10 protein-coding genes are annotated in these 12789 nt (G+C 50.2%); 3 read left to right on the top strand and 7 right to left on the bottom strand.

Going from position 1 to position 12789, the window contains the following annotated elements:
* Nucleotides 1-86: 86 nt before the first annotated feature.
* The 3 genes from CVV30_05990 to CVV30_05980 form a co-directional block, all read right to left on the bottom strand.
* Nucleotides 87-332 (bottom strand): hypothetical protein, encoded by a 246-nt coding sequence (locus CVV30_05990; GenBank protein ID PKL70886.1) that lies wholly within the window; start codon nt 330-332, stop codon nt 87-89.
* 111 nt (nt 333-443) lie between these two features.
* Nucleotides 444-1403 (bottom strand): cation transporter, encoded by a 960-nt coding sequence (locus CVV30_05985; protein ID PKL70885.1) that lies wholly within the window; start codon nt 1401-1403, stop codon nt 444-446.
* Nucleotides 1404-1544: 141 nt separating this feature from the next.
* A complete protein-coding gene (locus CVV30_05980; GenBank protein ID PKL70884.1) occupies nt 1545-2471 on the bottom strand; it encodes a 3-hydroxybutyryl-CoA dehydrogenase in 927 nt (308 codons plus the stop codon).
* Nucleotides 2472-2954: 483 nt separating this feature from the next.
* Here CVV30_05980 and CVV30_05975 point away from each other — a divergent pair, with 483 nt between their 5' ends.
* The gene (locus CVV30_05975) at nt 2955-3917 is read left to right on the top strand and encodes an alpha/beta hydrolase (protein ID PKL70883.1); all 963 of its coding nucleotides are present in this window, start codon (nt 2955-2957) and stop codon (nt 3915-3917) included.
* A 162-nt stretch (nt 3918-4079) separates the two neighbouring features.
* Here the strand turns inward: CVV30_05975 and CVV30_05970 are convergent, their stop codons facing one another.
* The 3 genes from CVV30_05970 to CVV30_05960 form a co-directional block, all read right to left on the bottom strand.
* Entirely contained in the window at nt 4080-5552 is a 1473-nt protein-coding gene (locus CVV30_05970) for an MFS transporter (protein ID PKL70985.1), read from the bottom strand.
* Between the two features lie 253 nt (nt 5553-5805).
* Nucleotides 5806-6885, bottom strand: a complete 1080-nt coding sequence (locus CVV30_05965; protein ID PKL70984.1) for a hypothetical protein — start codon at nt 6883-6885, stop codon at nt 5806-5808.
* A complete protein-coding gene (locus CVV30_05960; GenBank protein PKL70882.1) occupies nt 6771-9767 on the bottom strand; it encodes a hypothetical protein in 2997 nt (998 codons plus the stop codon). Before CVV30_05960 ends, CVV30_05965 begins: the two co-directional genes overlap by 115 nt.
* Before the next feature lie 319 nt (nt 9768-10086).
* Between CVV30_05960 and CVV30_05955 the strand changes: the two genes are divergently transcribed.
* Both CVV30_05955 and CVV30_05950 read left to right on the top strand, forming a co-directional pair.
* Nucleotides 10087-10302: a KTSC domain-containing protein gene (locus tag CVV30_05955; protein ID PKL70983.1), complete on the top strand. Its 216-nt coding sequence runs from the start codon at nt 10087-10089 to the stop codon at nt 10300-10302.
* Between the two features lie 194 nt (nt 10303-10496).
* Entirely contained in the window at nt 10497-10895 is a 399-nt protein-coding gene (locus CVV30_05950; GenBank protein PKL70881.1) for a flavin-nucleotide-binding protein, read from the top strand.
* Between the two features lie 121 nt (nt 10896-11016).
* Here the strand turns inward: CVV30_05950 and CVV30_05945 are convergent, their stop codons facing one another.
* The gene (locus CVV30_05945; protein ID PKL70880.1) at nt 11017-12546 is read right to left on the bottom strand and encodes a carboxylesterase family protein; all 1530 of its coding nucleotides are present in this window, start codon (nt 12544-12546) and stop codon (nt 11017-11019) included.
* Nucleotides 12547-12789 lie beyond the last annotated feature (243 nt).

The following is a 12789-nucleotide window of genomic DNA, read 5'->3' as shown; positions in this document are numbered from 1 at the left end:
GTACCCAAGGTAAAGCGGTTCTCCAAAAAGCAAAAGAACCGGATGAGTTCCGGTAAAGCCTGATGGATAACCCGGGGAAACAGTGCCTAACCGTTAACGCAGAAGAACCCGACCCGGAGATGGTGCTTTGCGAAGAGCTCGCAGGCAGTACAGAAACACCGGATCTCTTTTTTTTCCGGGCATGAGGACCTTCCACTGGCGCAGAAGAGTTCAGTTGGCTGGAATTTTTCTAAGGAATGAGCCTTGTAGTTCGGGCATATCCTGCAGTACTTCCTGCAGATCTGCCGGTTCTCTTCCGTATCCTCGGGAATATTCTTGGCAGGATTTATCATGATACCTGATGGTGTGCGATTCCTGATTATAGGTCTTTTGTAGACTTTCCCGGCTTCTCCGCTCTCATCATTCCCTCTCTTCATGAGAACAACCGGTCATATCAATCCAGGTCAGGACCTGCCACGGCTGCACCTGCCGCTCGAAGTGATGATATTGACCGAACTTTTGGGGATTTTGGATTCTAGCGATATCTTCATCCGGTCGATCGTATCCTGTACCTCGCACATCTGAAGGTCTCCGCTGAACTCTAAGAAGATATCGACATAGATGCTTCCCCCGCTCCGCCGCGACCTGACACCGTGGAGCTGCTCGTAATGGTGAAAATGATCTGCCAGTTCTTTTACCACTACGAGCTGGAGTTCTTCTTCCAGCGTCTCGTCAAGAAGATCCGGGAGGGATGATACAATCATACGGAGCCCGGAATAGAGAAGGATGCCCATGACTGCAAACGAGGCAACCGGATCGATATACACTGCCCACGGGAACGCTGCGCAAAGGGTCGCAAGGACCAGGGTCACAAAGACCACGAGATTTGCAATGGCTTTCAACCGGAAGAGGCGCCACTGGGAATCCATGAGGGGCGAGGGTTCCCGCATTGCAATCCGGTAATTACGGACCGCGATATAACTATCAACGGCAATCATGATGATGACGATGACCATCCCGACCTGGACACCCCCGTTGCCGAGAGGTGTCGGGAAAAGGATCTTGTAAGTGGCGACAATGATAAGAATGACAAATGAGATGAGCATCACGCTGCCGGTGATGATACGGGCAATATTTTCGTATTTTCCCATCCCGTAATCATAGACCCCGTGATCGCCCCGGGCAATCTTGCGTGCGATCAGCCATGCAACCAGGACGCCAATGGCCTCGTTGACGGTCTTCATCGCTGATGCGTAAAGAGTAACTGACCCCGAGAGAACCGCTGCGGCAAGCTTGGGTATGGCAGGAGCAATCGCTACGAGAAGGTTGAAGAATATGGCATGTTCCCGTTCCTTTTCTGCGGCATGGATCGCACTTTCCTCCTCCTGCACCAGCGTCCGGGTCGTGTTCATAGGGATTCTCATAGTATTAATCGCAGCAATGTAAAAAAACCCGGTTATAAAAAATGCACGGGCTGGAATATTTCCCTGCCCGGTTTTTCACGCGAACCCTGATGTAAAAAAAATGCAGATTTTAAAGCGGAAATTTTCCTTGCAAAGGCAACTTCAGATATGCCTGAAGTTCCGGTCATGCCGTAAACCCTGCTCGATAAAACCCGGCTGGGCGAACTCCGGATCCGGGTACCGGTAAAACCCTTCCCCGCTCTTCTTTCCGAACTTTCCCTTTGAGATAAAATTCTTATGAAGATAATCAGCAACGAGCCGTGCTCCGTTGTCACCGGCCCCGGCAGCCCGCATGGCTACATCGTAGGAATGATCGATACCCATGAGATCGATGCAGGCAAACGGGGGTGTACTGCCGTGGGTAAGGAGCCATGCCTTATCCACGTCCTTATAGTTTGCAACTCCCGTTGAAACAATCTCAAACGCGACCTTGAGATATTCCCTCTCCATGTGATTCATGATATATCCGCTATGCTCTTTGGGAAATACAATCGGAACCTGATCGATCCGGCGGGCTACCTCGCAGGCGATTTTTACTGCCTCCGGATCGGTTCCCGGGTGCGGCATCACGTCAAGGACACGCTCTTTCCATACCGGGTTTCCGAAATGGAATGCGAGCAGGTTCCGGGGCCGTCCTGAGCGTTCGGCAAACAGGGAGGGAATCAGGTGCGACGTATTGGAGAGGAAGAGGGTGTGGGCTGGGCACAGGGCATGGAACCGGGCAAAGAGTTCGCCCTTGAGTCCCGGGTCATCGGGAACGGATTCACTGATCAAGTCGATATCCCGTGCCGCTTCGCGTTCATCGGTGCAGGTCGAGATTCTCCCCAGCACGGTCTCTTTCTTTTCGGTACAGTAACCATTTGCGATGAGCGAATCAAGAAGCCCGGCAATATCTTTCATTGCCCGATCCAAAGAAGCGGTCTTTGTGTTGAACAGCCGTACGGTAAAACCGTGCATGGCGAACTGGAGAGCGATCTGTGCGCCCATAGTGCCGATTCCGACGATCAGGACGCGGGAAGGTACATGCATAAAATCCTGTCAGCCCGGCGGGATAAATTTCTTTTTATTTGTGGCAGTACGAATGCGGGGATAGGGTTTTTTTAAAAGAGCCATCGCTTTGTGTCTTAGCCCAGCCCCCTGTCCAGCCCCGGAGCCTTAACAAACCCGAGGTGATCGTTTCTGGTGTCCGGACAAATTCATCATGTTAGGTGAAACCGGCGATTATCGAATAATTTAATTGCATATCGAATTGATACTGAATCATGGGAAAGCAGCAGATAGCAGGATATATCATGGCCGGTGTAGGATTTGTCATGATCCTGATCAGTATATCGAGTTACCTTCTTAACTACGATCTGAAAGTTCCCTCTTTTGGTATCATAGGTCTTATTCTTGCGGTCATAGGTACCTGGACTGCCTGGAAATCTTCATGAATGCAGAATAGGATCGTCAGCCCCCGGGCTGGCTCATCCTCCCAAAAAACTTTTCACGTTTTGGCTTTAACAACAGTTCATGCCTGGAGAACCCTATGATACCCTGTTTACCGCCGATTTCCCCGGCTGGGTCCGTGCCGAGGTTGCGCAGCAGGATAAACTTGTTGCAGAAAAACAGATTGCCACAACGGCAAAAGGACCGGTGGAATATGCACGAATCGGGGAAGGCCCGGTTGTGCTGGCTATCCACGGGGGACCGGGAGGATATGACCAGAGCATCCTGTTATTCGAATGGCTGGCCCGCGCCGGCTTCACGCTTCTCGCACCGAGCCGGCCGGGATATCTCGGTACTCCCCTTTCGAGCGGGAAGTCGCCTGCCGAGCAGGCGGACCTGTATGCAGCGCTCCTGGACACGCTCGGGATCGACAAAGTTGCGCTGGTCTTCGGTTCTGCCGGTGGTGCCTCCGGTTATGAATTTGCCATCCGGTATCCCGGACGGGTCACCGCACTTGTCGCTGCTGATGCCGTTGTCACCCAATACCTCATGCCCGCCGATGCCGGTCCCATCGCCCAGGCGCTTTTTTTGAGCGGCCCCGGTGAGAAACTCATCAGCTACTTTACAAAACATTTCCCCAAACAGACCCTGCAGGAGTTTCTCCAGCAGGAGTCCCTGCTCCGGCCTGAACAGATCGCCACGCAGGTCGAGGCGGCATTAAAGGATCCCGGGCAGGTACGCCTGCTCCTGCGGTTTTCCCGTTCAATGTCGGAGTACCCCTTAAGAAAGGCCGGTGTTGACAATGATCTGGAAGGCCTTGCGCGGATTTCCGATCTCCCGGTCGATAAGATCACGTGCCCGGCACTCATCATCCACGGGACCCATGACAGCGATGTTCTCTTCTATCATGGTGTCTATGCATGGGAAAATATCCCCAATGCCGAGAAGATGTGGATTCGGGAAGGTTCCCACTTATGCGCCTGGATCTCCCCGCAGTCCTCTGAGATCCAGGAACGGATCATCGCGTTCCTTACCTCACACAAGTGACCGGGAATAGTGAAAATATCATTTTTACCCTCCGGTAATCCGGAAGCAGGGCAAAATCATCTGCTCTCCCACGGATTTTTTAAAAAAATCCTGAAAAATTTTAAAAAATATCCGGAACATTTTCATTAGTTCCTGCCACAAAAATTATGGTATTCCTCCCCCTCATTTCGGTCGGCTCGTGGGAACCCCGGCCACCGGTTCCTGCTTCCTCCGCATAAGTGACGCTGCGATTCCGAAGATACAGAGTATCGTAAAGAGGATGAATGCATAATGGAGGCTCTCTATAAACAGGGCATAATACTCGGGCGTGATCTCGACCCGGCCAATGATGATGGAAAAGATCATCATTGCAATACCCATTGAGAGCATCTGGCCTACGATCCGCATAGTCCCGTTCATGCCGGACGCAACCCCGTAATACTTTTTTTCAACGGCACTCATGATCGCATTGGTGTTCGGCGAAGAGAACAGCCCGAACCCGATTCCGCACACGACGAGGCTGAGGATTATGTACCACAGGGGAGTTGATTCGGTAAGGAAGCAGAGCAGGAAGAGGCCGATGACGGTAAATCCCATGCCGGCCGATGCAACGATCTGCGGGTCGATACGGTCGGAGAGCCGCCCGGCAAAGGGCGAGACACACGCCATGATCGCCGGCTCGATAATCAGGATAAGGCCGGCATATTCGGGGGAAAAACCCTTGGTATACTGGAGGTCGAGGCTTAATAGAAACATCATGGCAAAAGTGGCACTATAGATGATGAGCGCAGCAAGATTCGAGAAGGCAAAAACCCGGTTATTGAACAGGAGGCGCATATCAAGGACCGGTGCAGGAATACGCATCTCGTACAGGGCAAAGCCGATCCCGGTGATGATGCCGGCAACAACCAGGATGATGCCCGTGCTGTCCGGGACAAGGGAAAACCCGTACATCACGGCAATAAGAGCACCGGCATAGATGACCGAGCCTAACAGATCGAAACGCTCACCTTTGCACTCCGCCCATTCGCCGTCCAGTTTCCAGAGGATCAGGATGCAGGCCAGAATGCCGATGGGAACGTTGACAAAGAAGATGCTCCTCCACCCGAAGTACTCGGTCAGCACGCCTCCTAAAAACGGCCCGAGCGTGAGCCCGAAATACACGGCGGTTATGTAGATCCCGAGCGCCTTTCCCCGTTCCCTTTGGGGAAAGACGGAAGTGAGGATTGCGATGCTTGTACCGTAGATCAGGGCCCCGCCGAATCCCTGGACGATCCGGACGGCGATGAGCATGTTTGTGGTCGGAACCATCGTGATGATGAATGACGCTGCGGTAAAGATCGCAATACCGTACAGGAAGATCCGTTTCCTCCCGTAGATGTCGGCGATCTTACCGAACGGTACCAGGAAGATGGCAGCGGCGAGAAGGTACGCAGTCGCAATCCATGAAAGCGAGATCGCGTCCATGTGAAATTCCGCACCCATGGCCGGCAGCGCAATATTGACTGCCGAACCATCAAACGGGGTAATGAACCCGGCAAGTATCCCAATGAAAAGCACGATTTTCCGGGCAGCCGGTGTTACCGGAGCATCAGGTGTATGGCAGATGGCCGGCACATCGCCGGTCATAGCAGTTGTGGGACTTGGGGGTTCCATGAGAATCATGCCCGATTTTTAGTAACGGGCTTTTTTAGATCTTTGTCGGCCTTGTATTTTTACGCTCTTGATAACCGGTCATCAGCCAGTATGGTTACCTGCCCGGGCTCCACCTCAATGCAGAGATCCATTTTACCTATCGCAAAGATCAATCAACCGGAAAACATTGCCGCAGAAACTGGAGAAAATGGAGTAAACCGGACAGGGTTTTTTAAAATGAAATACACGGGCCGGTAAAACCCGGGAATTGTTTTTACCGGTATCCCATTGCTGCGCCAAGGAGATTTGCAGTAATTCTTAATGCCTCGATCTCATCTGCTGACCGTATCTTTTCCGTGATATCGAAAAACCCGATGAACCCCCAGAGCGTATCCCGGATAAAAATAGGAATAATTGCCCCGGATTTTGCATGAAGCAGATTGAGAAGAGTTTTCTCTGTTTCCGGAATTCCAGTAATGGTTAAAGGAATAAACTCTCCTTTTGACAGTAAACCGTACCAGTGCGAAACCCCGATGGAAGAGAAAGTAAACAGTTTGAGTTCAGGAATGCATTCATTTCGATGGCACTCGGATCCAATCCATTCATATTTCATACTGACCGTTGACGAACCGTCAGGACCCGGCTGGATAGTAAAAATGCCCATGGAACAGGCTTCCACTGCAAGGCCAATCGGTCCAAGGATATCCTGGATATCAGCGTTATCAATATCACCAATTTTGTCCGGTGCATGGGAATCCGACCGGGATATCCTCAGCAACCACTCAACGGCAGAACTGACCGCAAACAGGATTGCATCCCGTTTTTTGATTTCCTGTTCGGTCTTGCTCTTGTAGAGCGCCATCTGGATCGTGGTTTTTAATGCACGTCCTTCGAGTGGCTTGATGAGGTACCCGAATGGTTCGGCCTTAACCGCCTTTTCTACCGTCGCATCATCAGAATGTGCCGTCAGGAAGACTACCGGAATATCAAAACGTGCCTGGATCTGTTCGGCAGCTTCTATTCCGTTCATCTTGCCTTTCAGCGTGATATCCATGACAATAATATCCGGTTTGAGTTCCTCAGCCATCCTGATGGCATCCAGGCCGGTATCCACCGCAGCGGGCACCTCGAATCCCATGTCGGTCAGCCGTGCCCGGATCTCAGAAGCGGTTACAAATTCGTCTTCAACAACCAGTATTTTTTTCATTTTCTCCATGTTCTTCCCTCCTTTGTCTCTGTTCATTCCGGAAACGTTATGGTATATTTTGTTCCTGCTTTCCTGTCCGATACGATCGTCCCGTTCAGCTGTTTTACCAGGCCGGCTATAAGCTGCATTCCTAACGATTCTGTCCATTCAAACGTAATATTCTCTGCAAGTCCAATTCCGTCATCGCTGAATATAAGGGTGTAGGTACCGGATTCGAATTTGAAATCAATGGTTATAATGCCTTTTCTTCCCGAGGGAAATGCATGTTTTATGGCATTTGACATAAGCTCGTTTAAGATCAGGCTGCAGGGAACCGCCTTGTTGATATCAAGAAACACTTTTTCTGAAAAGATTTGTGTCTGGATTGCGGTTGGATCGACATTATAGGATTCGGATAATTGCCGGACGATTTTGTGCAGGTATGCTGAATAATCTATCTCGTCAAGGTTGGCAGAACGGTAGAGCTCCTCATGGACAAGCGCTAGAGACCTGATACGGTTCTGGCTCTCCCGCAGGATCTCCCGGACCTTTACATCCTTTACCAGCCGTTCCTGCATGAAAAGAAGGCTTGAAATGACCTGCATATTGTTCTTGACCCGGTGGTGGATCTCTTTTAAGAGCATCTCTTTTTCTTTGAGCGATTTGAGATTCTGCTCTTCGAGGTGTTTGCGCTCAGTGATATCAATGAACGTGACAACCACTCCAATGATGTTGTCGTCCCTGCGCATGGGAAATGACCAGTACTCAACAGGGAAACTGGTCCCGTCCGCCCGCCAGAAAATATCGTTATCCGCATGGGTGCCTTTTCCTAAAAGGAAGGCATTGAATATCCGGCAGTCACTGATTGGGCAGGGTGTCCCGTCAGGATGCGTGTGGTGGATGAGGTCATGCATTTTCCTGCCAATAACCTGCTCCTTCCGTTCATACCCCAGTATTCTGAGAAAAGCAGTATTGCATAATGTGCACAAACCCTGCATATCCACACCATAGATTGCCTCTGCGGTTGAATTGAGAAGGAGTTGCACCCGCTCCGAACTCTCTTTGAGTGCTTCATTGGTTTTTTGAAGTTCAGAGGTCCTATCTTTTACCCGTTCTTCAAGTTCCCGGTAGAGTAACTTGAGTTCATTTTCAGCAGTCTTGCGTTCGGTGATATCCTGGTTTGCCCCGTGGGTTTTGATTGTCCTGCCCTGTTCATCTTTGGTGATTGCAAACTGCACGATGATATTCCGGATCTCACCATCCCTGCGGATTATCCGGTGCTCGATCTTGGTCGTATAGTTCGGATCCGGGGAATTTATTGCTTTTTGCACTTCGCTGGCCACCAAATCCGACTCATCCGGGTGAACAAACTCCCGTGCATATGCCTCTACCGTCATCTGGTACCCGCCTTCGCGCTCTGCTGTTGTACCGTACAGCGCGTAGAATCGATCATTAAAGGTAAATATGCCTGAAGCAACGTCAAATTCCCAGTTCACCAGATGTGCAAGGTCCATTGCTTCAGCGAGATAGATCCGGCTCTTTTTAAGCATCTCTTCTGCATTCTTACGCTCCGTGATATCCTGGAACGTTCCCTCAAGTTTCACCACCTTACCATCGATCCTGACTGCACGTCCTATAGTCCGTGTCCAGAGTTTCTTCTCCTTTGCATTGGTGAAGGGAAGTTCAAGATCGAATGGCTCACCCTCTTCCGTACAGCGCTGGAGCGCTGCTTCAAGAGTTGACCGTCCCGGAATATCGAAGAAGAGTATCGCTTGTGAGAGATTGATTATCGTATCTTCGGGAACCTCATGAATCCTGTACGTTTCTTTCGTAAACAGCAGGTCATTTGTCCTGATGTCAAGTTGCCAGCCGCCAACAAGGGCAATCTCACCAACTTCATTGAGAAAAGTCTCGCTCTCCTTTAACTGATCTTCTGCCCGTTTGCGTTCGGTGATATCACGTACCATGGACAGGAATGTTTGCTTACCCTGGAGATCGAAGACCCGGGTACTCACTTCAACCGGGATACGTTTCCTGTCCTTTGTCAGTAAATCGGTCTCAAAAACAGCATACCCATTTTCCATAAGCCGTTTCATTATACCCGGAACTTTTTCGAATTGTTCAGGAACATCGATATCAGTGACGGTCATGTGTGTCAGTTCATCAGGGGTGTAACCGGACAACCTGCACATTTGATCATTTACAATAAGGAACTTCCCGGGGCCTTTTGGTGAGAGCTCAAAGACAAAGATACCGTCATTGGCATTCTGGAGCAGCATGCGGAACCGCTCCTCACTCTCCCGCAGCGCCATTTCCCCTTGCTTTCGTTCGGTAATATCTATCCCGATTGCAACAAAATGATCGAGAACACCCTGTTCATGAGGAATCGTGCGGGTGTTCCAGGAGATCGTTTTACTTCTGCCATCTTTTGTTATGATAACCGTTTCAAAATTGGTAAAAAATTGTTTTTCACGGGTAATTGTTGTGATGATGCCGGTAATTTTTTTCCGGTAGTTACTGTCCGGGTAAAGTTGTTTCCAGATGGAATTTTTCCCGGTAACTTCCTTGCCGGAATAACCGGATATGTCCTCTGCTGCCCTGTTCCAGGTAATAATATTTCCTTTCGCATCAATGACGGCAAGCCAGACATTTGCGTTTGATATAATACTCTCGTTGAACTGGCTGAGGTTGAAAAAATCCTGTTGTTTCCGGGTAAGATTTGTTGAGAGGTACGCAACTACGATTGCAACACCGGTAAAACATAACACCCGTAGCAGTGCACTGAATATTTCAACGGTATTGGAGTACTGCAATAATAATTCGATTAACAGATACGATGTGCTGAGGACCAGGGAATATATCACGCCTTTTTTCTGGTACCGGTATGCAAGGAGAATGATCGGGAAATAATAGAGGTGCGTAAAAACCGTGGTAATCCCGACAAGGAGACAATAGAAGGTCAAAAGGAAGACGGCACTGCTGGAAGTGAGGATGAGTATCTCCCAGTTTCGCTCGGATATGGTCAACGAAGAATCTTCACCAGGGGTCATTTGGTATTTCCTCACTGTTATACCAGTTCTTGACTCCTCTTATACTTATATTGCGTTTCATGAAATCACCCTTCACGGGTAACCCGGCAAGAATGTGCTGTTTTTAAAATGCTGGTAGATGATGAAAAAGGATCGTATGCGTGAACAAAAAAACGTGTAACTGCCTTTGTCATGGTCACTTAGCAGTACCCTCATTTATCGCACCGGCCCACCGTTGCACTACCCTTCCGGAACAAAAATCCGGTGCCGTGTATCCAAACAAAAATTTTTATAAAAACCCTTAACCATTCAGCACACGTGTAAAAGAGTGGTGATATACCTGGAAAGACAACCCGTTAAATCCCGGATTCTGCGCTCCGTGGGATATGATGAAAGCACAAAAATCCTGGAGATAGAATTTCAGACAGGACTTGTTTACCAGTATTCCGGTGTCCTCCCCAAGGTCTATAAGGATTTTATGCATTCGGATGAGATTGGAAAATATTTCTCCGAAAAGATCCGCCCCCGGTTCCAGACAAAACAGGTTGCGGCATAATGTTGCATTCCTAAAAAAACCCGGATGATGGTCCAGGACAGCCCCCGTTCGTCAATCTTCCCAGCAGAGCCCCCGTCCGTCGCATCCGCCCGGAGAAAAATTCCGGGATTACTGCTCCTGATATTGCCGAAAAACCGGGAGAACTGCAAAACCAATAAGTGCCTTTGAAGTAATGATGAATGTGAGGTTCAGCAATGGTTACACTGACAGATGAGATCAAGGAATCGCTGACGGGAACGAAGCTGGTGTTCATGGCAACCTCTTCAAAAGAGGGTATGCCAAACGTAGTTCCGATAGGGGCGTTCAAACTTCTGGATAACGAAACACTTCTTATTTCGGACCAGTTTTTCTTAAAGACGCTCCAGAACCTGAAAGATAACCCGAAGGTTGCCATATCCTGGTGGGCAGAGAAAGGCGGCTTTCAGCTCAAGGGTCCGGTGACCCTCCATACAAATGACAAGATATTCCAGCAGGATGTTGCGTGGATGAAAGAGTTCAAGGCCAACCTCTCTCCAAAGTCTGCAGTGATCCTGAAGATTTCCGAGGTCTACCAGATCAAACCCGGCACCGACGCAGGAAAGAAGATACTCTGATCCTGCTGGTTAATTCCAAGAGGCACAAAGATCCCGGCAAAATATCAAAAACTTTTTTTTTTAAATTTTCCTTAAGAAATTTTGAAAAATTCCTTAACAAAAAATATTTGAAAAAAGTGATTTACTCCTCAGTCATCACAGTCGGGGTCGTATTGATATCGAGATACCGGCCCTTTTCCCGGGTATAGTTCGGCCAGGTAACATTCATCCCGCCGTTCGGGTTTCCCGTCTTTGCAAACCGGGTCCAGAGATCAACGACATTTGCAGATACCGATGGATTCGCGGGAACCGGTACACCGAATAACAGGAGGGTCTCGCTGCCGTGGAAGGCCCCGTTGGGCTGCCCGGGCAGGATATAGCTGTACCGGTACACGTACGTGTCCGGGCTGATGTCTCCCATAGAACCCGCTGCAAACTTTACCGAGTCGGAAAAGTCGTAGTCGGTCATGATCTGCGCCAGCTGCAGCTGGACTTCGGCAGTCGAATTGGCGGGATATTTTGCAAGGACTGCATCGGCGTCTTTGCCGAACCTGCCCCGTATGAAGCTTACATACTCTGAGACGGTCATGTTGGCGCCCGCCGAGAGCGTTGTCCCGTCATTGGCATTGTTCCCGATCATGAGGGGGACCGGGTTTTCCTTGTGGGAAAGGTACAGGTTGTCCATGGAGTCAGGAAGGATCCACCCGTCGACCGTCGGTTCGAACTTGACGGTGTGGGTTGTCCAGAAGCCGGGTGACGGCGATGGTGTTGCATTGATCAGGGCTTCGGGACTTACCTTTCGCATCTGTGCAATCGCATCCGGGCCGGAGTACCCGAGGCTTGTCGCGAACTCCGTGCCAAACTGTTCTGCATACGCTTTCGGGTGCGTGGCATCGATGATCGCCCCGTGCGCCCAGAAGGGGCCGCTCTCTACAATTGCCTGCGAAAAGAGCCCCTTGCTCGTCGGGCTGGCAACATGCACGAGAACACTCTCGGCACCTGCTGACTGCCCGAAGATGGTCACCCTGGACGGGTCCCCTCCGAACTTGTCAATATTCCTCTGGACCCATTGCAGGGCAGCCTGCTGATCCATGATCCCGTAATTTCCCGAGGCGTTATGCGGGGACTCGGCATCGAGCTGGGGGTGGGCGAGGAACCCGAGAGCCCCAAGCCGGTAGTTCGGCGTGACAACGATGACTCCTTTCTTTGCAAGGGTGGTCCCGTTATACGTTGGCATGTTGAAGGCAACTTCCTTGAACCCCCCGCCAAAGAAAAAGACCATGACCGGCAGTTTCTCATCAGCACTCTGTGCCGGGGTCCAGACATTGAGGTACAGGCAGTCCTCGCTCATATTCAAAGGAGCAGCAGATCCCGGCTGGGGACAGGTTGCCGAATATTCCTTTGCTTCCTTCATGCCGTCCCAGGGTTTGACTGGTGCGGGGGGTCTCCAGCGCAGGTCACCGGTCGGGGGAGCCGCGAACGGGATGCTGTGGAAAACCCGGAGATTGTCCTGTTGTAATCCTGAAACCGAGCCGTCGGCAGTCTTCACAATCACCGGTTCAGTTACGACACCGGTTGCCGGTGCTGTCTGGGTACATCCTGCACATGAAAAAAATCCGATCAGGATTACGCAGATTACCAGAATACTCGCTGTTTTTTTACCTGTTTGCATTGGATTTCATCCCCTTTTTGACCGATAAGATAACCCGGTTCCTGATGAATATGAATTCCTCATGAAAAACCTGCCATCCCTCTGTCACCACGGTATAAACCGGAGTGTTTATGGTGATTTTAGGCCTGTTACGGTTTAATGGTATGGCTTGCCGAATGAAAGGCCCGATCGGGACAAATGGATTGGCTCTTTACCGGTATAAAGGAGGATGAATGGATCAATAGAAAAACGTACTATGAAAAT

The sequence above is a fragment of the Methanomicrobiales archaeon HGW-Methanomicrobiales-1 genome (assembly GCA_002839675.1).
Classification (GTDB): domain Archaea; phylum Halobacteriota; class Methanomicrobia; order Methanomicrobiales; family Methanospirillaceae; genus Methanoregula.
Note: the sequence above shows the minus strand (reverse complement) of the source record. Positions and strands in the feature narration are given on the sequence as shown.

Coding starts and splice junctions, on each gene's coding strand:
- CVV30_05980 (PKL70884.1), bottom strand. CDS start 2,471: ATGCATGTACCTTCCCGCGTCCTGATCGTCGGAATCGGCACTATGGGC.
- CVV30_05950 (PKL70881.1), top strand. CDS start 10,497: ATGGTTACACTGACAGATGAGATCAAGGAATCGCTGACGGGAACGAAG.
- CVV30_05970 (PKL70985.1), bottom strand. CDS start 5,552: ATGGAACCCCCAAGTCCCACAACTGCTATGACCGGCGATGTGCCGGCC.
- CVV30_05960 (PKL70882.1), bottom strand. CDS start 9,767: ATGACCCCTGGTGAAGATTCTTCGTTGACCATATCCGAGCGAAACTGG.
- CVV30_05945 (PKL70880.1), bottom strand. CDS start 12,546: ATGCAAACAGGTAAAAAAACAGCGAGTATTCTGGTAATCTGCGTAATC.
- CVV30_05990 (PKL70886.1), bottom strand. CDS start 332: ATGATAAATCCTGCCAAGAATATTCCCGAGGATACGGAAGAGAACCGG.
- CVV30_05975 (PKL70883.1), top strand. CDS start 2,955: ATGCCTGGAGAACCCTATGATACCCTGTTTACCGCCGATTTCCCCGGC.
- CVV30_05985 (PKL70885.1), bottom strand. CDS start 1,403: ATGAGAATCCCTATGAACACGACCCGGACGCTGGTGCAGGAGGAGGAA.
- CVV30_05965 (PKL70984.1), bottom strand. CDS start 6,885: ATGGACAGAATCGTTAGGAATGCAGCTTATAGCCGGCCTGGTAAAACA.